The organism is Actinacidiphila sp. bgisy160, from assembly GCF_057707815.1.
Genome location: NZ_JBYIQW010000034.1, coordinates 63,280 through 84,257 on the forward strand (window position 1 = coordinate 63,280; position 20,978 = coordinate 84,257).

12 protein-coding genes are annotated in these 20,978 nt (G+C 71.9%); 7 read left to right on the forward strand and 5 right to left on the reverse strand.

Annotation, left to right across the window (positions count from 1 at the left end; all coding sequences use genetic code 11):
- The first annotated feature begins 179 nt into the window (after positions 1–179).
- Complete coding sequence (locus tag AC3EUJ_RS24585; RefSeq protein WP_431964830.1) at positions 180–4,394, forward strand: carboxypeptidase regulatory-like domain-containing protein; 4,215 nt, start codon at positions 180–182, stop codon at positions 4,392–4,394.
- Positions 4,395–4,705: 311 nt separating this feature from the next.
- Here the strand turns inward: AC3EUJ_RS24585 and AC3EUJ_RS24590 are convergent, their stop codons facing one another.
- The 3 genes from AC3EUJ_RS24590 to AC3EUJ_RS24600 all read right to left on the reverse strand — a co-directional run bounded on the left by AC3EUJ_RS24590 (position 4,706) and on the right by AC3EUJ_RS24600 (position 12,790).
- Positions 4,706–6,352, reverse strand: coding sequence for an alkaline phosphatase D family protein (locus tag AC3EUJ_RS24590; protein WP_431964832.1), 1,647 nt, complete (start codon positions 6,350–6,352; stop codon positions 4,706–4,708).
- Positions 6,353–7,141: 789 nt separating this feature from the next.
- On the reverse strand, positions 7,142–11,206 hold the full coding sequence (locus tag AC3EUJ_RS24595) for a carboxypeptidase regulatory-like domain-containing protein (protein ID WP_431964856.1): 4,065 nt from the start codon (positions 11,204–11,206) through the stop codon (positions 7,142–7,144).
- Between the two features lie 591 nt (positions 11,207–11,797).
- The gene (locus AC3EUJ_RS24600) at positions 11,798–12,790 is read right to left on the reverse strand and encodes a phosphotransferase (protein ID WP_431964834.1); all 993 of its coding nucleotides are present in this window, start codon (positions 12,788–12,790) and stop codon (positions 11,798–11,800) included.
- Positions 12,791–12,896: 106 nt separating this feature from the next.
- On the opposite strand from AC3EUJ_RS24600, the gene AC3EUJ_RS24605 reads away from it, so the two are divergent.
- Together AC3EUJ_RS24605 and AC3EUJ_RS24610 are read left to right on the forward strand one after the other, a co-directional pair.
- Positions 12,897–13,790, forward strand: coding sequence for an aminoglycoside phosphotransferase family protein (locus AC3EUJ_RS24605; RefSeq protein WP_431964836.1), 894 nt, complete (start codon positions 12,897–12,899; stop codon positions 13,788–13,790).
- Positions 13,791–14,418: 628 nt separating this feature from the next.
- Positions 14,419–15,021 carry a hypothetical protein gene (locus tag AC3EUJ_RS24610; protein ID WP_431964838.1) on the forward strand — a complete coding sequence of 201 codons (603 nt, stop codon included), beginning with the start codon at positions 14,419–14,421 and terminating at the stop codon, positions 15,019–15,021.
- A gap of 107 nt (positions 15,022–15,128) precedes the next feature.
- Here the strand turns inward: AC3EUJ_RS24610 and AC3EUJ_RS24615 are convergent, their stop codons facing one another.
- Entirely contained in the window at positions 15,129–16,586 is a 1,458-nt protein-coding gene (locus tag AC3EUJ_RS24615) for a glycoside hydrolase family 47 protein (protein ID WP_431964840.1), read from the reverse strand.
- A gap of 301 nt (positions 16,587–16,887) precedes the next feature.
- On the opposite strand from AC3EUJ_RS24615, the gene AC3EUJ_RS24620 reads away from it, so the two are divergent.
- A complete protein-coding gene (locus AC3EUJ_RS24620; protein WP_431964842.1) occupies positions 16,888–17,325 on the forward strand; it encodes a GNAT family N-acetyltransferase in 438 nt (145 codons plus the stop codon).
- A 162-nt stretch (positions 17,326–17,487) separates the two neighbouring features.
- Here AC3EUJ_RS24620 and AC3EUJ_RS24625 read toward each other — a convergent pair whose 3' ends face one another.
- Positions 17,488–18,450: a LysR family transcriptional regulator gene (locus tag AC3EUJ_RS24625; RefSeq protein WP_431964844.1), complete on the reverse strand. Its 963-nt coding sequence runs from the start codon at positions 18,448–18,450 to the stop codon at positions 17,488–17,490.
- Positions 18,451–18,584: 134 nt separating this feature from the next.
- Between AC3EUJ_RS24625 and AC3EUJ_RS24630 the strand changes: the two genes are divergently transcribed.
- The 3 genes from AC3EUJ_RS24630 (at position 18,585) to AC3EUJ_RS24640 (ending at position 20,963) form a co-directional block, all read left to right on the forward strand.
- Positions 18,585–19,835 carry an MFS transporter gene (locus tag AC3EUJ_RS24630; RefSeq protein ID WP_431964846.1) on the forward strand — a complete coding sequence of 417 codons (1,251 nt, stop codon included), beginning with the start codon at positions 18,585–18,587 and terminating at the stop codon, positions 19,833–19,835.
- A gap of 218 nt (positions 19,836–20,053) precedes the next feature.
- On the forward strand, positions 20,054–20,533 hold the full coding sequence (locus AC3EUJ_RS24635) for a hypothetical protein (RefSeq protein WP_431964848.1): 480 nt from the start codon (positions 20,054–20,056) through the stop codon (positions 20,531–20,533).
- 61 nt (positions 20,534–20,594) lie between these two features.
- A complete protein-coding gene (locus tag AC3EUJ_RS24640) occupies positions 20,595–20,963 on the forward strand; it encodes an SH3 domain-containing protein (RefSeq protein WP_431964850.1) in 369 nt (122 codons plus the stop codon).
- Positions 20,964–20,978: the final 15 nt, after the last annotated feature.

A 20,978-nucleotide genomic window follows, 5' to 3' on the forward strand; every position in this document is an offset into this window, starting at 1 on the left:
CGCCGCATAGCACCGGCCGGGGCGGCGTCGGGAACACGACACGCGGCGCCAAGACGCCAACTCCAGCCATTGACCCGGCAGTCGAGGGCGCGCGATCTTTCTTCGGGCGACCGCCCCGTCGTCCGACAACGTTATCGGAGTACCGCCCTGCCCACTCCGCCGGACATCGGAGTCGCCTTGTGCCCGTTCCCCGTCCTTCACGCGCCCTCTTCAGGTCATCGAGGGGTGCCCCTGCCCGGCCAACGGGGTCGCGGTGGCAGCGTGTCACCGGCACGGCCGCGGCCCTGCTGCTGACCGCACTCGCCGTCCAACTGTCGCAGCAGGGGTCCGCCGTCGCCGACGACTCCGCGCCCGCGACGCAGTCGCTGTGCGGCACGCCCCAGCCCGGGCACTTCGGCTGCTTCGCGGTGCGGCAGGCGGACTCCGCCGGCACCCGCGGCGCACGCTCCGCCGCGCCTGACGGCTTCGGCCCGGCCGACCTGCGTTCGGCGTACGACCTGCCCGAAGAAGGCGGCGCCGGGGCCACCATCGCGGTCGTGGCCGCGTTCGACAATCCCTATGCCGAACAGGACCTCGCCGCCTACCGTGCCCAGTACGGGCTGCCGCCCTGCACGTCGGACGACGGCTGCTTCCGCAAGGTCGACCAGCGTGGGGGCACGGACTACCCGCAGCCCAACGACGGCTGGGCCGGCGAGATCTCCCTGGACCTGGACATGGTCTCGGCCGTCGCGCCGAAGGCGCACATCCTGCTCGTCGAGGCCGACAGCAACTCCACGGACGACCTGGGCACCGCCGTCAACACCGCGGTGGCGATGGGCGCCCGCTACGTGTCCAACTCCTACGGCTCCTACTACGACGGCCCCGACCTCGCCGCCCTGGACGGGGCGTACTTCGACCACCCCGGGACGGCCCTGGTGTTCGCCTCCGGCGACTACGGCCACGGGCTGAGCTACCCGGCTTCCTCCCCGTACGTGACGTCGGTCGGCGGCACCTCGCTCAGCAGGAGCGACAGCGGTGCGCGCGGCTGGACGGAGACGGTGTGGAGCGGCAGCGGCTCCGGCTGCTCCGCGTACCAGCCCAAGCCGGCCTTCCAGACCGGCACCGGCTGTGACCGGCGGTCGGTGGCGGACGTCAGCGCGGTCGCCGACCCCGACACCGGCGTGGCGGTCTACAACACCTACTCCGGCGGTGGCTGGGGGGTCTACGGCGGCACCAGCGCCTCCGCGCCGATCATCGCCGGCCTGTACGCGCTGGCCGGGACGCCCGTCGAGGGCACCTACCCGGCCGCGTACCCCTACCGCACCCCCGGTGCGCTCAACGACGTGACCGCCGGCAGCAACGGCCACTGCTCCAACGGCGCGCCCTGCGGCCCGGACGACCCGCCCGCGTGCGAGCCCGCCAACAGCTGCACCGCGGGACCCGGCTACGACGGACCGACGGGTCTGGGAACCCCGAAGGGCGTCGGCGCCTTCCGGCCCGGCCCGCACGGCACCGTGACCGGCAAGGTCACCGACAAGGCCACGGGCAAGGCGGTGTCCGGCGCGACGGTGCGGCTGGGCACGCACACGGCGGTCACCGCCGCCGACGGCAGGTGGTCGCTGGCGGCGCCCACCGGCACGTACCCGCTGACGGTCGACGCCTTCGGCTACGCGCAGAGGAACCTGGGCGAGGTCACCCTCGCCGACGGCGCGGAGCTGGTCCGCGACGCCGCGCTCGCGGCGGTGCCGACCGCCACGGTCTCCGGGACGGTCCGGGACGGCGGCGGACACGGCTGGGGCCTGTACGCCCGGCTCACGGTCGACGGCGTACCCGGCGCCGTCCACACCGACCCCAGGACCGGCCGCTACTCCGTCCGCCTCGAGCGCGGAAAGACCTACGCCCTGCGCGCCACCGGCCTCTACCCCGGCTACCGGCCGGCCGAGACGAAGGTCGTGCTCGGCTCGTCCGCCAAGACCGCCGACCTCACGCTGCCCCTGGTCAGCACGGGCACCCTCCCGCCCGGCTACGCCTTCGACTACGCCGGCGGCGGCTTCCAGTCCTTCGACACCGCCTCGAAGCCGGCCGGGTGGAGCATCGTCAACCACACCGACTCCGGTGGATGGGGATTCGACGACCCGCTGACCCGCGGCAACCAGACCGGTGGTGACGGCGGCTTCGCCCAGGTGGACGACTACGCCCTCGGCTGGGGCGAGGTCGACACTGAGCTGATCAGCCCCGACTACGACCTTTCGGCGCAGACCCGGCCGACGCTGGAGTTCGACACCGCGCTGCCGAGTCTGTGGCGCTTCAACGACCCCACGGCCGACATCGACGTGAGCACCGACGGCGGTGACCACTGGGAGAACCTCTGGCACCACACGGACGTCGTGGAGGGACCCTCCCACCAGACGGTTCCGCTCGCCGCCTACGCCGGGAAGCCCTCGGTGCGGCTGCGCTTCCACTTCGCCGGTTCCCTGACCGGCATCTGGCAGCTGGACAACGTCGCCGTCGGCACCCGCTCGCTGGTCACCGTGCCCGGCGGGCTGCTCACGGGCCGGGTGACGGACGCCAACACCGGCGCCGGCGTCGTCGGGGCGACCGTCTCCGCCGCGAAGGCACCGCAGGACAGCGGCCGCAGCATCGCCACGCCGGACGACCCGGCCGTCGGCGACGGGCTGTACTGGGCCTTCTCCTCCCGGACCGGCCGCCGGGAATTCACCGCCGGGCTGCCCGGCTTCGGCTATCCGGCCGGTACGTCCACCGTGAAGGTCAAGGACGAGGCGGTCACCACCGCGGACTTCGCCCTCCGGCCGTCCCGGCTGAAGGCCACCCCCGAAGCGGTGGGCGTCACCGTCCCCTGGGGTGAGAAGAAGACCGTCACCGTGAAGGTGCGCAACACCGGTGGCGCCCCGGCCTCTCTTGCCGTCGGCGAGCAGGCCGTCGCGGACACCTCGGCGCGCCTGCCCGGCGCCGTCAGGCAGCGGACGGCGGCCAGGCCCGACCCGCTCGACAGCGCGACGGCCGCCACCACGGCCTCCGGCCGGGCCACCGCGGCGACCGCCGGGCAGGCGTGGCAGCCCCTCGCGGACCTTCCGCAGCCCATGACCGGGGGTATCGCGGCCGCGTACGACGGTGTCCTGTACACCGGTCTCGGCCAGACACCCGACGGGCAGTGGACCACCGCACTGCGCTCCTACGACCCGGCCACGGCGAGCTGGAAGGACCTCGCCCCGGCCGTCACCAAGCGCAGCGGCGCGGCCTACGCCTTCGTCCGGGGCAAGCTGTACGTCGTCGGCGGCAAGAACCGCGCGGGCGCGCCGATCGCCGGCGGCGAGGTCTACGACCCGGCGAGCGACACGTGGTCGCGGATCGCCGACGCGCCCAAGGCGTACGGCAGTTCCGCCGCGGCGGCGGTCGGCGACCGGCTCTACGTGATCGGCGGCTGCACCAGCTTCTCCTGCGGCACCCGTGACGTCCAGGTATACGACCCGGCGGCCGACACGTGGTCCTTGGGCCCGGCCTACCCCGTACCGTCCTCCTGGCAGAGCTGCGGGACCGTCGACGGGACGCTGTACTGCGCGGGCGGTGTCCACCAGGGCGACGGTCAGCCTCCGCACGCCACGGCCGTCGGCTACGCCCTGGACCGCGCCGCCGGCCGCTGGACCGCCATCGCCGATCCGCCGGTCGACTTCTGGGGCGCCGCGACGGCCGCCGCGTCCGGCCGGCTGATGGCCGCCGGCGGCGTGCTGGCCGGGGCCGGCGCGGTGACCAACGAGGCCTACGCCTACGACCCCGGTACGGACACGTGGAGCGCGCTGCCGAACCTGCCGCAGCCGCTGTACGGGGCGGCCGGGGCACCCGGCTGGTCCGTCCTGGGCGGCCTCAGCGCCGACAGGGTGATGCAGACGTCGGCCCTCGAACTGCCCGGCTACGACGCGCCCCACGGGGACGTGGCATGGCTGGCGGGGAAGGCGAGCGCGTCCTCCGTCGCCGCGGGCAGGACGGCCGAGCTGACCGTCACCGTCGACGCCGGCTCCATGGGGCCTGCCGACGCGGGAGTGCACCAGGCGCGGCTGGTCATCGACAGCGACGGGCCGTACGCGTCCGTCACCGTGCCCGTCACCATGACCGTGGTGGCGCCGTCCGGTTGGACGCACCTCAGCGGCACCGTCAGCGGTGCCGGGCGGCACGGCGGCACCACGCCGCTGCCCGGAGCCACGGTCCGGGTCGGGACCGGGACGGGCGCGCACACGCTGAGCACCGCGGTCGACGGCACGTACCAGCTGTGGCTCCCGCGGGCCGGACGCGCCGTCTCCCTGACGGTCAGCGCCGAGGGTTACCTGACGGCCGAGCGCACCGTGCGACCGCGCGGTTGCGACGCCGTCACCGCCGACGTGGTCCTGACCAAACGTTAGGCGGCAGCGCATGACAGCCTGGGGCCGGGCCGCCGGGCCGGCCCCAGGGCGCGCTCCTCGGCGGCGAAGCGCACGTAGGCGGCCGCGAACGCCGCCGGCTGCTCAGTGGGGTCCGCGCTGGAGGCCGGCGCCGACCGGTGGCGGCGACGCTGCTGTCCGAGGAACTGACCAGGGGCACTTTCCCCGCACGATGAGGGACGGCATCCCGGCGTAGGCCCGGGACCCGCGAAGCACCGGCCGGACGGTACGCGAGCGGGACCCCGGGGTGGGCCACCCCGGGGTCCCGCTCGCATGCCGCGCCCTGCCGGAGGTCAGGCGGGCGTGAGCCCCGGATTGCCGGCCTCGGTGACGAAGGAGGCGGCCGTGGTGACGGGTGCGCCGGGCGTGGTCACCGCGGACACCGTCCTGAAGTCGGCGCGCGCCGAGTCCCTGCCAAGGGTCAGCACGGCATAGCCGCGGCGGCCGTTGTAGAACTTCAGGTGCGGGTTGGCCTGCATGTAGGTCGCCCAGTTGGACGGCTTGTCGGAACCGTCCTTGCCGCTGCTGATCGAGCTGGTGACGATCTCGGTGCCGAGGGTCTTCGAGGCCGGGTCGTCGAAGTCCTTCTTGATGTCGAAGCCGTAGTGGACGTGGACGTCGCCGGTGAGAACGACGAGGTTGTCCCGGCCGGCGGACTCCCAGCCGTCGAGCAGGCGCTGCCGGGAGGCGGGGTAGCCGTCCCAGGAGTCCATGGAGACCTTGAAGTCCGGCGTCGTGCGGTCCTTGCGCTGGGCAAAGGTGACCTGCTGAGGAACGACGTTCCAGGTCGCCTTCGAGGTACGCCAGCCGTCGACGAGCCAGCGCTCCTGGGTCGCGCCCGTCATGGTGCGGGCCGGGTCCTGCGACTGCGGTCCCGGGACCTGCCAGCCGTCGCCGTACGCCTGGTCCGAGCGGTACTGGCGGGTGTCGAGGATGTCGAACTGGGCGAGCCGCCCGAACTGCAGACGGCGGTAGAGCTGCGCGTCGGGACCCTGCGGGAGCTGCCGGCGCCGCAGTGGCTGGTTCTCCCAGTACGCGCGGTAGGCGGAGGCCCGCCGCAGCAGGAACTCCTCCGGGGGCACGTCGCTCTCGGGGGTGCCGTCCGCGTAGTTGTTCTCCGTCTCGTGGTCGTCCCAGGTGACCACGAAGGGGTGCGCCGCGTGGGCCGCCATCAGGTCGGGGTCCGACTTGTAGAGGGCGTACCGGAGCCGGTAGTCCTCCAGCGTGAGGGTCTCGCGGTTGAAGTGCGAGGGCAGGAAACGGTCCGTGTAGGCGCGGGCGCCCCCGGTCGCGGTCACCGCGTACTCGTAGAGGTAGTCGCCGAGGTGGAAGACCGCGTCGAGGTCCTCGTCGGCCAGGTGGCGGTAGGCGGTGAAGTAGCCGTCGTGGTAGGCCTGGCAGGACACCGCCGCGAGGCGCAGCTCGGTCAGGCGGGCGCCCTTCGACGGGGCGGTGCGGGTACGGCCCACGGGGCTGATCCACTGGCCCGCGCGGAACCGGTAGTACAGGACGCGGTCGGAGTCGAGGCCGCCCACCTCCACGTGCACGGCGTGGTTGTACTCCGGGTGCGCGTCGACGGTGCCACGCCTGGTGACGCGGGTGAAGCGCTCGTCGTGGGCGAGTTCCCAGCGCACCTTGAAGCGCTTTGAGGGCAGGCCGCCGCCGCTCTCGTAGGGACGGGGGGCCAACCGGGTCCACAACAGCACCGAGCCGGGCATCGGGTCGCCCGAGGCCACGCCCAGCGTGAAGGGGTTCTCGGTGATCTGCGCGGCGCTCGCCTCGGCCGCCGCGGCGGTGCCGCCGAGCGGGATGTTCACGGCGAGGGCCAGCGTCGCCGCCGCCCCGGTGACGGTGAGGAAACGACGCCTGTCCATGTGGCGTGCGGCGTCGCGCAGTTCGGTGGAGTGTCCGGACGGAGAAGGCGATGCGGAAGGCTGCATGATTGTGCATTGCAGTGGCCCAGAGCGGCGTACAGGCGCCGAAAGGTTGGCGCGAACATGGATGGACGGTGACCGTTGGCATGCCGCCGACGCGAAACCCGTCCTTCACGAATCCGGCACGAACCCGCCACCTCCCGTAGGCAGTTCGTTCCACGGCCCGCAGCCCGTGGGGGCTGTTCGGAGCGGCCGCCCGCGGTGTCGGTGACGGGGCCTGGGGTGCCCCACGTGCACATCGATGATCTCGAGTGGCAGCGGGACCGGCTCGGCGGCGTTCCGCCGCGGCTCGTGGAGGCGGTACTCGAACGCGGCGGCCTGGAAGCGGTGATGGAGGCGGCGCAGGAGCGCGGCGACTGGTTCTGCGCGGAGGGTGCGGTGCGCCGGCTGTGCGCGGCAGAGGAGTTCGCGCGGGCCTGGGCGGTCATCGAACCGTTCACGGCCACCGGATGGCAGCCCGCCGTCGGCGCCGGCGCCGACGTCCTGCTGCGATGGGGCCGGGTCGACCAGGCGCTGGAACTGGCGCACCCCCAGGGCCGGGGCACCGAACCGCACGACGCGTGGCCCGACTACGCCGAGGTGCTGGTGGGGGCCGGACGGGTGGACGAGGCCATCGACGCCCTCGTACCGCGCCTGCGCGAGCGGCGGGCGCTGCGGGCGCTGGTGAGGATCACCGAAGGCCAGGGAGGGCCGGCCCCCGAGGGGAACGGCCGTTGGCGTGCGCGAGTTCGCGTCCGGGGGTGCGCCGACGGTCCGTTCCCGGACCGTCGGCGCCGTTCCCGGCGCGTGCCCCGGTTACTTGCGCTTCAGGGTGAAGTTCGCGGTGACCGTGGCTCCCTTCTTCAGCTTCACCGTCGTGACGGTCGGCTGGTAACCGTCCTTGGCGACGATGACGGTGAGCGGGTTGTTGCGGACGTCGAGCCACAGACCGTACGTGCCGTCGGCCGACGTGGTGAGCGTGTAGCTCGCGGCCCAGCTGTCGATCTGCACGGTGGCTCCGGCCAGCGGTGCGGTGCCGCCGGTGGCCTTGTTGCCCAGGACGAGGCCGGTGATCTTGCCCCAGGTCTTGGGCGGGTTGACATGCAGGCTGACCGGGATGCGCGGTACCGAGTACGGCGTGTCGGTACCCACGTTCAGGCCGGCGGTCAGGTCACCGGGCTGGGTCACCGAGGCGGCCGAGGCGTCCAGCGAGAGCGCGACGGTCGCACTGGCCCCGGGCTGCAGGGTGAGCTCCTGGACGCTCTCGCTCATCCAGTCGACGTCGCTCGCCCCGCCCTGGTCGTAGCCGGGCAGCACCTCGACCTTGCTGATCGGCCTGCCGGGGGCGTTGCCGCCGCCGACCTTGTAGAAGCCGGGCGCGCCGCCGCCGCGGTAGGTGGCGACGTTGGCGTTGGGCAGGGTGCCCCAGGTGCCGGACTGCGGGTCGAAGGCCTGGCCGCGGTTGGTGAGGGCGTTGTTCCCGACGCCGCCGACCATCAGCAGACGGCCGTTGGCCGCGGCGTAGGAGGTACCCCACTGCGGGGCCGGGACGTCGGCGAGCTGTGACCAGCTGTCGGCATCCGGGTCGTAGACGTAGGAGTGGACGACGTCGTTCTCGCTCGCGCCGAGACCGCCGGCGCAGTAGATCTGGCCGTCGATGGCGCCGCACGCCTCCCACGAGATGGGCTCGGGGTAGGCGGCGATCTGGGACCAGCTGTCGGTGCCCGCGTCATAGACGCCGGCATCGGTCGTGCCGCAGAAGTCGGCGCCGCAGCCGCCGATCATGTACAGCTTGCCGTCCAGGACGGCCGTGCCGGAGCCGGCGTACGGCTTGGGCGCGGACGCGCCGGTGGTCCAGCTGTCCGACTGCGGGTCGTAGATCTCCAGCTTCGCGTCCGGGGAGCCCGAGGGGCCCCAGCCGCCGACGGCGTAGAGCTTGCCGTCGATGAACCCGTGCGCGGGGTCCTCACGGGTGTCGGACGCGCTCGCCAGCTTCGTCCAGCTGCCGGCTACCGGGTCGAGGACGTACAGGTCCTTGACATCGCTCGATCCGTTGTAGCCGAAGGCCGAGTAGACCTTGCCGTCCAGCGTGTCGACAGCGTTGTCCATGAGGGCGCCCGGCAGGTCCGGGGCCGTCTGCCACGTGTCGTCGGCCGGGGCCGCCGCGGACGGCCCGGCCTTGGCGGCCGTGTGGGCCTTGCTGGACAGCGGGTTGAAGTCACCCTTGACGGTCTGCAGGGCGGCGCCCTTGCCCTGTTGGGTGAAGCCGCCGGACTGTTCGCCGAGTTTGACCGTGGCGGCGGCGCCGCCGGTGTTCTTGACGGTCAGGTTCTGCGTCTTGGACCCGCCCCAGGCGACGGAGGCGGCGACCGAGGCCGGAGTGATCGTGATCTTCCCGGCCTTGAGCTTGAAGTTCGCCTGGACGGCGCTGTCGGCCCCGACCTTGGCGTTCTTGGTCAGCGAGGTGTACTTCGCCTTGGCCGCGATGAAGGGGTGGCTGCCGAAGGCGGTCGAGACGAACGAGTAGTAGCCGTCGGGCAGGTTCGGGTCCTCGGGGGTGGCCGCCGTGGTGGTCTTCTCCGCCGGCTTGTCCTGGCTGGTGACGGTGGCACCCACGAGGCCGGTACCGGTGTTGGCGTCGGTCACGGTGCCCACGACCAGGCCGGCGGGGATGGCGGTGAGCTGACGGTCGCCGACGAAAACGTTGTCGACGGCCCACCACCAGCCGAAGCTGCCGGTGAAGTGGAAGCGCAGCTGCACCTCGGGCTTGCCGGCGAAGTCGGACAGCGACGCCTCGATGCGGTCGCCGGTGACGTCCGAGCCGGGGGACCAGATCCGGGTCCAGTTCCTGCCGCCGTCCGCGGTCGCCTCCAGGGCCGCGGACTGGCCGCCGTACTGCTTGTACTCGGTGTTGAAGGCCACCTCGGGGTCGTTCTTCCCGGTGAAGTCGTAGACCGGGCTGACGAGCGAGGTGTCCTGGGTGGCGCCACCGCCGAAGTGGTCGCTGTCGACGATGGCGAACGCGCCGTCACCGCCGGTGTGGTTGCCGCGGTCGCCGGGGTCGTCGAACTCCCAGCCGCCGGTGGTGTCCTCGGCGTTGTCCACCTTCCATTCGGCGGGCGGGGCGTCGGTGGCGTCGAACGGCTCGGTGGTGCCGGTCACGTCGACCCGGTATCCGGGCGTGTCCGCCGTCCAGGAGTCCGCCGGGACCGCGATGCCCACCGTCTGCGCGGAGTCGCCGACGGTGATCGTCTTGCTGACGGTCTTGTAGCCGGGTGTGGCCGCCGCGACGTGCAGGGTGTAGGAGTGCCCCTCGGGCAGGTCCAGGCTGTACGCACCGGTCGCGGGGTCCGTCCACACCACGCCGGGTACGCCGTCCGCGGTGATCTTGGCGTAGAGCGGCCAGCCGTGGCCGGAGCCGTCGGTGACCTTGCCGGCGACCGTCTGGCTCGGCACCGCCGTGAGGGTGAAGTTCCTGGTGACCGTCGCGTCCTCGTCGACCACGACCCCGTCGGCCGAGCCCTTGGCGTAGCCGAACGCCTCGACGGAGACGTCATACGTGCCGGTGGGCATGGTCAGGGAGTACGTGCCGGAGGCGTCGGTGTGGGCGATGCCGGTGCCCGCTGTGACCGTGGCGCCGCTGACCGGCTTTCCGGTGGCGCTGTCGGTCACGGTTCCGGAGATCACGCCGTGCGCGCCGGTGCGGAACGCGGTCAGGCCGGCGGGGGTGCCCAGGCCGGTCGGTCCGTCGAAGCCCTCGGCCCCGTTGCACAGGTACGACGGGGAGCAACTGCCGTTGCTGCCCGTGGTGATGTCGTTGAGGCCGGTACCGGCCTCGTACGGGTACGCGTTCGGGTACGAGCCGGCGACGGGGGTGCCGGCGGCGGCGTACACCGAGGCGATGATGGGCGCCGAGACGCTGGTTCCGCCGTAGACCGCCCAGCCGTTGTGGCCGTAGGTCTGGTAGACCGCCACGTCCTCCGCGACGGCCGACACGTCGGCCAGTGCCCGGTTGTCACAGCCGGTGTCGTGCTGGAAGGCGGGCTTGGGCTCGTACAGCGAGCAGCCGGAACCGGCAAGGCTCCAGGCGGCCTCGGTCCATCCGCGCGGCGTGGACGAATCGCGGGTCAGCGTGGTGCCGCCGACCGCGGTCACGTACTGCGAGGCCGCCGGGTAGCTCACGCCGTAACCGTAGTCACCCGTGGACGCGGTGATCGCGACCCCGGGGTGGTTGTAGTGGGCGTCCAGCTCCGTGGTCTCGGACGGGTCCTCGCCGTTGCCGCCGCGGTAGTCGGTGCCGTAGGAGTTCGACACGTACTTCGCGCCCATCGCAACCGCCTGGTCCACGGCGGCGGACAGGCTCTCGAAGCTGTTGTCGTCGGCCTCGACCAGCAGGATGTGCGCGTTCGGCGCGATCGCCGAGACCATGTCGACGTCGAGCGAGATCTCACCGGCCCAGCCGGGGTCCGGCGCGGGGTAGTCGGTGCCGCCGCGCTGGTCGACCTTGCGGAAGCAGCCGTTGTCCGTGGTGCAGGCCGGCAGCCCGAACTGCGCCCGGTACACGGCGAGGTCGGCCTCGGCGGTCGGGTCGTCGAAGGCGTCCACGATCGCGACGGTCTGTCCGGCACCGCCGTCGGCCGGCAGGTCATAGGCGCTGCGCAGATCGGCCGCACCGTAACCGGCCGGCGTGACCGCCGCCGGCAGCAGGCCCTTGACCGGCTTCACGTCGGTGCGGCGCAGGGCGAAGCAGCTGAACTGGCCGGGCCCGGCCGTGTCACAGGTGGGTTCGAAGGAGCGGCGGACGCCGGTGGCAGCGGCAGCGGATCTCGCGCCGGTGGCACCTGAGGCCAACGCCGGTGCCTGTATTCCGAGCACGGCCATCGCGGCGGCCCCGAGGACTGCCAGGCCTCTGGTCACCGTCCGGCGGAAGGGGTGGGGGGATATCGCTGGTCTGTGCAACGTGACTCCCATGCGTGCTTGCAGGGATCGAGCCGTTGTACGGCTCCTGGCGACGGTGAACGTCCGCGCGTTCACCGGAGCCCATTAGGCGAGTCCCGCTCTGTTCATGTCAACAAGGACGAATCAAGGTCTCCGATTACACAAGGTCATCACGTGAATGCTGCACGTGCGCAACCTGCTGTGTTTTTCAGGTGTTCTGACAGGAATGCCCGTTTCTGCGTGTTCGTTGAGTGAAGGCTGGACCTCCGTTGCTCATGACTGCTCACTGCACGTATCGAGGGCGTGAATACGACACGCGACGGAAAGACGCCAGGGCCCCGGGGTGTCAACGAGACCGTCCGGCCGGCCTTTTGTGCTGGTCGACTTGCCTGTCGGCGACAACTTGGCGGCGCCGTAGGCCCGCTCGCGAAAATCCCACCCGCCGGCCTGGCGCCTGCCTGGGATGCCCCTCGCGCCGGCGGCGGCGGGCCGCCCGGGGGCTTCCCGCGAGCCGCGAGGGTCGCAGCGCCGGCCTCACGGGAGCAGGGCCAGCGCTTCCCGCAGATTGTGCTCGGCGATCCCCCGCATGAATCCCCGGTCCGGGAAGTCGCCGTCGAGGAGTCGCAGCGGGCCGGCCACCAGGGACAGGCGCATGGCGAGCATGTAGAGGTCGAGGCGCCGCGGGTCGAGGCCGGGCCGGACGAGGGCCGCGTAGTGGTTCCCGAAACGCAGACGCAGGAAGACGTGCTCCCACTCGACGTCGAAGTACATCAGGCCCTCGATGTCGATGAGGACGGCACCCGCTTCGGCACCGACCAGGACATGGTCGGGTCCGAGTTCCCCATGAATCAGCCCGTACTCGGTGCGCGGGGTGACCAGCGCCCGCAACGCCTTGAGCCGGTCGTCGAGCCGGCTGCGCGCCGCCATGATCCTGCTGTCGCGTCCCGCCGCCTCCGCGAGGTCGCGCAGGGCCCGGTCGAGCACGAGTTCTTCGCAGGACTTCCCGAGAGCCACGCCGCCCCGCTCCAGCACGTCCACCCTGCCGAAGCGAGGGGCAATGTGACGCTGCATCAGATCGAGAGTCCGGGCCAAGTCCTTCAAGACCGCCTCCGCGCGGCCGGGGTCGGTGGTGAAGAGTGCCTCCAGCGTGCCACCGGCGATGTCCTCGACCACGGCGATGCCGGTCGCGTGCCGATCTGCGGCGTCAACCGCCCAGAGCAGCCGCGGCACGCGTGCCCCGATCTCCCGCAGTCCGCGATGTGCGGCCAGGAACGGCACCAGCCCGGAGGCAGGCGCCAACGGGTCCGTCGCGTCGTCACCGTCAGCGCCGTCGCCGGGCCAGAAGTTCTCCTCGTCCGCCCATCTGTAGACGATCACGCTCGCGGTCCCACCACCCTTGAGCCGGACCCGGTACACACCCTTCTTGCTCCCCCCACGCAGGCGATCCACCCCGACGACTCGGCAGTCCGCCCCCACGGCGTGGCGCACCGCGCCCGACAGTTCCTCGGCTTCGACAAATCCGCGCATCCGCAGAACCTACCCGGAGCCGGGCGCACCGACGTCCCCCGCGAGCACCTGGCCGGTGTCGCATCGCAGGGCGACGGATCAGCCACCTCCTGGCAGGATCGGTGTCGTGATCGACGTTCCCGCAGATTTCGCAGCCGCCGCTGTCAACCGTGCGGGCCAGAGCGGCAAGGACTGGGCCGACTCCTTGCCCGGGCTGGTGCAGAGCCTGTGCGCACGGTGGGTCTTGGCGGTGGACGGCGCGCCGCTCCACGGCCACCTGGGCCTGGTCATCCCCGTGCGGCGCGGCGACGAGCCCTGCGCGCTCAAGGTCTCATGGCAGGACGCCACGACGTCGCAGGAGGCGCCGGCGCTCGCCGCCTGGGAGGGCCGGGGGGCCGTGCTGTTGCTCGACCACGAGCCGGCCGCGGGAGCCATGCTGTTGGAGCGACTCGACGCCGGCCGCACCCTCACCGCCGTCGACGTTGACGAGGCGGTCACCGTCGCCGGGCGCCTGCTCCGGCGCCTTTCGGTCCCGGCCCCTGAGGGCTTCACCCGCCTGGCGGATCTCGCCGCCGGGCTCCCCGAGCGCTTGAACGCCCAGTGGGAACAGCTCGGTCGCCCCCTCCCCCGGCGACTGATCGACGCGGCAGCGGGCCTCGCCGCCGAATACGGTCCCTCGGCAGGTGGGCAGCTGGTCAACGGCGACCTGCACTACGAGAACGTGCTGGCGGGTGTCCGCGAGCCGTGGCTGGCCATCGACCCCAAGCCGCTCACCGGCGATCCCGAGTACGCGGTGGCGCCACTGGTCTGGAGGCGGTTGGAGGACATGGACGGGGCCGCCGGCATCCGAAGCCGCCTGGCCGCCCTCGTCGCGGCCGCCGGCCTCGATGCCGACCGGGCACGTGCCTGGACCCTGGTGCGCACGGTGGACTACTGGCTGTGGGCCTTGGGGTTCGGTCTGACCGAGGATCCCCAGATGTGTCTGGCCGTCTCCGAGGCCCTCCTCCCTGCCCCTCACTGATCGGTGGCAACCGGCCCAGCACGGCCTCGCCACGGCGGAGACGCCTGGCCGACCGCGCTGGTGCCGCCCTGGCCCACGCACAGGCGGTCCAGAGCCATGACGCCGTTGCCGACCGCCTGTCCGCCACCACCACCCTGTGGCTGCCGGTCTACGCGGTCGGAGCGGCCCTCCTGGCGGGACTGGGCGCGTGGTCCATTGACCGGCTCAGGGTGCGGAACGAGGCGGCGGCATCCGGCCAGGAACGACCTCGGCAGGACTGACCTGCCACCCGACAGCGGCTGCGGGTCGGGCAACTGACGGGGTGTGGGCCGTCTTGGCTCACTCGGCCGCACGCCCACGGCGTGGCGCTGCGCTGTCAGACACCCGCACTAAACTCACCGCACATGGCTCCTCCTGCATACCGTGCCGCCGCGGAAGGCGACGCACTTCCTGAACAGGCCGCACGCCCCGGCAGGCGGAGCCGGACAGCCCCGGGACCTTGTCCGGGGGCGGCGACGTCGCAGGACGACGCGCGCTACCACTTGTGTTGTCTGACCGGAAGTCACCACCAAGCGCCCGCTGGGCCGTGGCCAAGCCGCGGCCAGCGGGTCGCCGAACTGTCCGTGGCTCCATGGAGAAGGGAAACAGCGTGAACACCAAGAAGATCACGGCCCGCCGTCTTACGGCTGAGGAGGTCTCGGAGCTGGGCCTCCAGGACGAAATCTTCGTCTCGGCGGAAATGGATGATCTTCCACTCGACTGCTACGCACCGGCGTCCCTCACGAAGTCGGGCAAGAACTTCGAGGGCGGATCCTTCACCGCGAGGACGATCTTCGGCAACGAGATGCACGTCCTCCCGGACAATGCGGAAGAGTCCGGCATATGGGTTGCCGACGAGGCCGGGGAGGAAATCGAGGTTCTCCAGACCGCGGGCGTCCTGCTGAACCTCGCTCTCTTCGTCCCGGACGGGAACACGGAGGCTCTGAACTCGCTCTACGCCGCCGCAAGGGAGGCGTTCGGGGCGGGAATCGTTCAGCGTTGGAACGAGGAAGTCGTCGCGGTGCCGGACGTCAAGGTCGACCTGTTCGAGGAGCCGAGCCGCGGGCGGAAGGGTGCGGGCGGCAGCCAGAACCGCGACCGCCGCGCCTTGGACATCTACCCCACTCGCGTCCGGTTCATGGAGGCCAGCGCCGGCTGGAAGTTCGTCCTCGAACTGCACCAGGAGCACGTCGACGACACACCGACGATCTGAGCCCGCGGCAGCCCCCTTGGCATGCCGTCGGCACAACGCCCCCTCCGTGCCGGAGGGGGCCCCGTCGCGTACGACACGCCAGGCACGTGTCCCGGTTTCGCTTCGCGTCACTTTCCGGCCGGCCCCATGCCACCTGACGCGGCATCGGGGTGCAGCAGCCCGCGCAGGACATTGCCCTCCGTGGTCAGATGACTGGAGCGGTAGTCGAAGCGGCGCGCGTCGGCGAACAGCAGGAAGTAGTATTTGGCGTTCTCGCTGAACCAGTACGCCGGAGTGAGGTCCCCCAGCTTCATGGGCGACGCCGTCACATCGCGGACGACCGTGTAGCCGTTGGGGACCTGGCAGTAGCGCTTCTGACGCCCGAACATCTCGCGGGCGCGTTCGCAGTAGAGCTGGTTCCCGGTCGCCAGCCACAGGAACAGGCAGGAGTCGACGTACTCCGGGCGCAGCGGATAGGACGGGTCCCTCGCACGCATGGTCCGGTAGTCGATGAGGTCCGGCGGCAGGCGGAAGGCGTCGAGCAGGGCCGTCCAGCTGTCGTGGTAGCGCCGGCCGGCGGTGACGCGGCCGCTCTGGGCCAACAGCCCGGGATAGAAGGCGGTCAGCTCGGACTGGGCGTGGCCGGTGGCGCGGCCCGTGCTCATCTCCGCCTGCCGGAACCACAGCCGTCCGGTGCGCCGGTCGGCGAGGTACTTGAAGACGCCGACGGTGAGCGTGGTGTACCAGGCGTGCAGTTCCTCGTCGCCGTACAGCTCCCAGCCGTACCACAGGTTCTCGAAGAAGGAGTCGACCGGCGGGCCGAGGGTGGCGGTGGTTCCGGTCCACGTGCCGGTCTCGATGTCGAGGGCGGTACCCACCAGGTCCAGCTGTGAGCGGCGTTCGCAGACGGCGCGCAGCGCCTTCTTGGCCGCGCCGTAGTAGGAGCGGTCGCCGGTGAGCCGGGAAAGCTCGCCGAACTCGGTGACGCAGCTGCCGATCTCGGCCACGTAGTTGTGGCGTCCGCTGACCGCGCCCGTGGAGAGGTTGACGTAGCGGTAGGGGGCGCCCGTGGGTGATTCGGTGAAAGCGGGCATCAGCCGGTCCGCGAGGTCGCGGGCGAGGTCGAGCAGCGCGGGGTCCTTGGTCGCGAGGTGTCCCGACAGCAACCCGCCGACCAGCCGGATGACCGACTCGAAGACCTGGACGGAGACGTCCTGGTCTAGGGCGAGTTCGTGCTTCACCCATTGGACGGCCGTCACCAGTTCCTCGTCCAGTTCCATCAGGTAGAGCGTGTCGAGCGCCTCGACGATCGTCAGTCCGAACGTGTGCCCCGGGGCGAAGAAGTCCGAGCCGGAGCCGCTCAGCGGCCGCAGTTCGTCGCGTCCCCAGGCCAGCCGCCGGTAGGCGTCCCAGGCGCTGCGGAACGCGGTGACGGCCTCCTTCCCGAGGCCGGCGTACGACTCGGGCGCCGCGACGGCCGTACCGGGCAGGGACACCGCCGGGACGGCGGCGACGGGTGCGAGGGCGGTGAGGGCACCGATCAGTCTGCGTCGTGAGAGTCCGCCGGGACGCGCGCTTTTTCTCATGCCCGAGACATGCCCTGAATGCCGGGCCCACCTTCCGGGCGAGGCGGGACATCACCTTATTGACGGGACGTCCTCCCGGTGGCCGACGCGAGGACGAAGCCGCAGGCGGTGAGGTGGGGAACCGAGGGCGATGGGGGCGCCGCTGAGGGCTCGCGCCGACCGCCCGCCCACGTGTGGATGAGCACGAATGGCTTGCCGGCGGGTTCGTGGGAAGACTGGTGGCGGCGGCCACGCGCGGCCGCGCCCCCGGGCACCACCGAGGCCGCCCGGTGCCATGACACCCTGGACAAGGAACCGCATCATGAGTCTTGAGGTTGCGGTCGTTCGCGAAGCGGATGACGAGATGGTCGAGGCGTTCACCCGCCTGCTGCCCCAACTGTCCCGCAGCGCCGCCCCGCTGACCCACGAGTCGCTGCGACGCCTCCTGGCCGCCGAGGCGAACACGGTGCTGGTGGCGCGGGTCGACGGTCGCGTCGTCGGGACGCTCACGCTGGTGCTGTTTCCCCTGCCCACCGGGCTGCGGGCCTGGATCGAGGACGTGGTGGTCGATGAGGCCGCCCGCGGTTACGGCGTCGGTGCCGCCCTCACCGAGGAGGCGGTGCGCCTGGCCGACGCGGCGGGAGCCCGCACGGTGGATCTCACCTCGCGCCCCTCGCGGCAGGCGGCGAACCGGCTGTACGAGCGTCTCGGCTTCCTGGTACGGGACTCCCGTGTCTTCCGCTACACCCTGCAGCAATAGCGACGGCGGGCCGCTCGAACGTGGTGCGGATACGTGCGGAGCGGACGCGCGCTGCCTTCGCCACCTGCGGGCGACCCGGCACCGCTCGATGCGGGGCCGTCCCGAGGACGTCCGCCTCAGGCAGGCGTCCCCGGGATCCGTCCCCCATGGACGCGGCGGCGTTCAGCCCGGAAGCACCCAGCCCGGGGCCCAGGTGCCGGCGGCGCCATGGCCGGCCGCGGTGGCGGCGAGGTGGGCGCGGAGTTCGGCCAGCGCCGGGTGGGGGTTGTCGCGGTGCCAGAGCAGCGAGTGCGGGTAGACGGGCGTCGGGTCGGTCACCGGGATGCGGCGCAGGCCGTGGTCGGCGGGCCACACGTCGGGGGCACCTCCCAGCGGTAGCTGGGGGAGGGTGTGCTCGCCCATGAAGGTGGCCAGGGCCGGGGTGTCGGCGATGGTGTCCAGGAGCGCGTCGGAGCCGAAGTTGGGGCCGGTCGCCTCGATGGTGAGGCCGAACTCGGCGACGAGGTCGTCGTAGTACGCGGCCCACTCGGTGCCGGGGACGATGCCGGGCATCCAGATCCGGTGCCCGGCGAGCTGGGCGACGGTCACGGAGCGGGCTCCGGCCAGTGCGTGGCCCGGGCCCGTGAGGAGCTGGAGCGGCTCGTCGAGCACCCGCATGAACTCGATGTCCTCGGGAAGAGGCCGGCCGGGCACGGCGACGGCGCGGAAGGAGGCGTCGATCTCACCGGACCGGATGGCGGCGACGGCCGTCTCGATGTCGAACAGCCAGACCACGTCGAGCTCGGTCTCCGGGTGCGCGCGGTGGAAGCCGCGCATCAGGCCCGACGCCGCGCCGCGCGACGCGATCACGTCGACACGTAGCGGACGGCTGCCGGTGCGCACGGACGCGACCGCGCGTTCGGCGACGCGCAGCAGCTCCCGCGCGTGGGGCAGGAACGCCTGCCCGTCGATGGTGAGCCCGGCGCCGCGCGTGGTGCGGGTGAACAGCCGCACGCCGAGGTTGCGCTCCAGGGCGGCGATGCGCTTGGAGACGGCCTGCTGGGTCACGGCCAGCTCGGCGGCGGCCTCCTGGAACTGCCCCGCGTCGGTGACGGCGACGAAGGTCCGGACGGTCTCGAGATCCATGCCGCCACCATAGCCGTACAACCATTGGTTGTGGCTTATGACCCTGCGGTTGTTTGATCCCGGGCTGAGCCGCCCGCTTTGATGCCTCCGGTCGCGGACGGGTTGTGCAGGGTGAGTGACGAGGGGCGTCGGGCATGAGGAGCGGGCACCGGCTGGGGCGGCGGTTCGGGTGGCTTTGGGGGGCGTACGGGGCCAGCGCGCTCGGCACGTGGCTCGCCTTCGGCGCGTTCCCGCTGATCGCCATCCAGGTGCTGCGCTCCGGACCGGCCGAGGTCGCGGCGCTGTCGTCCGTGGGGGCCGCGGTGGGCGCCGCCGTGGCGGTGCCGCTGGGACCGTGGGTGGAGTTCCGGCACAAGCGGCCCGTGCTGATCGCGATGGACCTGGTACGGTTCGCGGCTCTGCTGACGATCCCCGCCGCGTTCGCGCTCGGCGTCCTCACCTTCGTGCAGCTCCTGCTGGTCTCGGTCGTCGTCGCGGCGGCCGACATCACCTTCCGGGCCGCCTCCGGCGCGTACCTCAAGACGCTCCTGCCGGCCGAGGACCTCCTCGTGGCCAACGCCCGATTCGAGTCCACGGCATGGACGACCACGATCATCGGTCCACCGCTGGGTGGCGCGGCGATCGGGCTCCTCGGTCCGGTGGCGACGGTGGTGGCCGACGCGGTCAGCTACCTGCTCTCGGCTCTGGGCATCCGCGCGACGGGCGGGCACGAGCCGCCGCCCGGGCGTGCACGGCCCGCACGCATGCGGGCCCGGGACCTGCTCGGCGGTTGGCGGTACATCCTCGCCGACCGGGCGCTGCGACCGCTGTTCTTCAACACCGCCCTGTTCAACGCCCTGGTGATGGCCGTCCAGCCGCTGCTGGCCGTCCTGATGCTCGGCCGCCTCGGCTTCGCGCCGTGGCAGTACGGCCTCGCCTTCGCCGCGCCCTCGATCGGCGGGCTGCTCGGTTCGCGGCTGGCCCGACCGCTCGTCACCCGGTTCGGACAGCACCAGGTCCTCATCGCGACCGGGGCGCTGCGCGCGCTGTGGCCCGTCGGCCTGGCCTTTGTGGAGCCCGGCACCGGAGGCCTGCTGCTGGTGATCGGCGTCGAACTCGGGCTGATCTTCTGCTGCGGGATCTTCAACCCCGTGTACACCACCTACCGCCTCGAACGCACCGCGAACGACCGTGTCGCCCGCACGCTGTCCGCCTGGGCAGTGACGGCCAAGGCCTCGACCGCGCTCCTGACCGCCCTCTGGGGCGTGCTGGGCGGCCTGCTCGGCCCGCGAACGGCCATCGGCCTGGCCGGCGTGCTCCTTCTCGCGACCCCGCTGCTGCTCCCACGCCGCGCGGCGGCGCCGGTCCGGGAGCCGGAGGCGGAGCCGGCAGCGAGCCGCACCTGACGGATGGCGCGGTCTCCCCGGCATTCCGTGCGCAGTGATCCATTTCTGACGTAACGTCAGTGTGTCGTACACGAGTGCTTGTTGTGGACATGCTGCTTGGAACAGACTGACGTCGATTCGTACGCACGAGCGGCTCGCGATGGCGCGATCGCGCCCGAGCGCCCGAACGGCCACGCCGGTGGCTGTTCGCCGTACGTGCCGACCACCAAGGGGGAACCATGTCCGTACGTCCGTCACGCCGGTCGCTGACCAGCGCAGCCGGCGCTTTCGCCCTGGCCCTGGGCTCGACGCTCGCGGGCGCCGCCGTCGCGCCGGCCACCGCCGCCGCCGACGACGGCGACCGCACGTCGACCGTGGCCTGCGCGTCCCTGTACGTCAACGACTCGGGCGGCACGACGCACGCCAGGCTCCGGAACTGCTCCGTCACCTGGGGCAAGAACATCATCGACGGCGTCTACTGGCAGACGGTGAAGTTCGAACTGTACGACGCCCGCACCGACGGAGTCTGCGCCAAGTCGAACGTGATCGTGTCGCCCTCCGGGGCCAGCTCGCAGGCGAGCGAGTGCAACGGCGTCTACACCGCGAAGTCGGCGACCTTCAGCGGCCGGGCCACCAACATCTTCATCAGGATCGCCTACGGCTCCAACTCGACCTACGGAAAGATCAGCACGAACGTCGCACCGCCGTCCGGTTTCTGACAACCGCGACCCGTGGGTTCGCCACCGCGACCCGCGCCGGCACCAACGGGAGGGGATCGGCATGCGATCGGCACGCAAGGCGAAGTGGGCGGCACTGGCAGCGGGATTGCTCGCCGTGCCCGCGGCCCTGGTCGTGGGCACCGCGGGACCGGCGACGGCGAACGCGTCCTGCGGTCAGGGGGCCTGGGGCACGGACGGCAGGGACGTGCGGATGACACCGGGCGTCAGCGCCAACATGCGCAGCGGCTCGAGCACGGTCTGCGGGGTAGTCGGCTGGGCCGACAACCAGGACGTCCTGATCTACTACTGCTGGACGAGCGGCCAGAACGGCACCTGGACGTACCTCTACAACCAGCACGACGACCGCACCGGATGGGTGAAGGACTCGCTGCTGCCCTACAACGGGTCCAACCAGTACTGCGGCTTCTGACAGCGCGGCACCCGG

Excerpts from the sequence above, each read along its gene's own strand:
- AC3EUJ_RS24615 (WP_431964840.1), bottom strand. The coding sequence starts at position 16,586 with ATGAGAAAAAGCGCGCGTCCCGGCGGACTCTCACGACGCAGACTGATC.
- AC3EUJ_RS24640 (WP_431964850.1), top strand. The coding sequence starts at position 20,595 with ATGCGATCGGCACGCAAGGCGAAGTGGGCGGCACTGGCAGCGGGATTG.
- AC3EUJ_RS24600 (WP_431964834.1), bottom strand. The coding sequence starts at position 12,790 with ATGCGCGGATTTGTCGAAGCCGAGGAACTGTCGGGCGCGGTGCGCCAC.
- AC3EUJ_RS24620 (WP_431964842.1), top strand. The coding sequence starts at position 16,888 with ATGAGTCTTGAGGTTGCGGTCGTTCGCGAAGCGGATGACGAGATGGTC.
- AC3EUJ_RS24590 (WP_431964832.1), bottom strand. The coding sequence starts at position 6,352 with ATGCAGCCTTCCGCATCGCCTTCTCCGTCCGGACACTCCACCGAACTG.
- AC3EUJ_RS24635 (WP_431964848.1), top strand. The coding sequence starts at position 20,054 with ATGTCCGTACGTCCGTCACGCCGGTCGCTGACCAGCGCAGCCGGCGCT.
- AC3EUJ_RS24630 (WP_431964846.1), top strand. The coding sequence starts at position 18,585 with ATGAGGAGCGGGCACCGGCTGGGGCGGCGGTTCGGGTGGCTTTGGGGG.
- AC3EUJ_RS24595 (WP_431964856.1), bottom strand. The coding sequence starts at position 11,206 with ATGGCCGTGCTCGGAATACAGGCACCGGCGTTGGCCTCAGGTGCCACC.
- AC3EUJ_RS24625 (WP_431964844.1), bottom strand. The coding sequence starts at position 18,450 with ATGGATCTCGAGACCGTCCGGACCTTCGTCGCCGTCACCGACGCGGGG.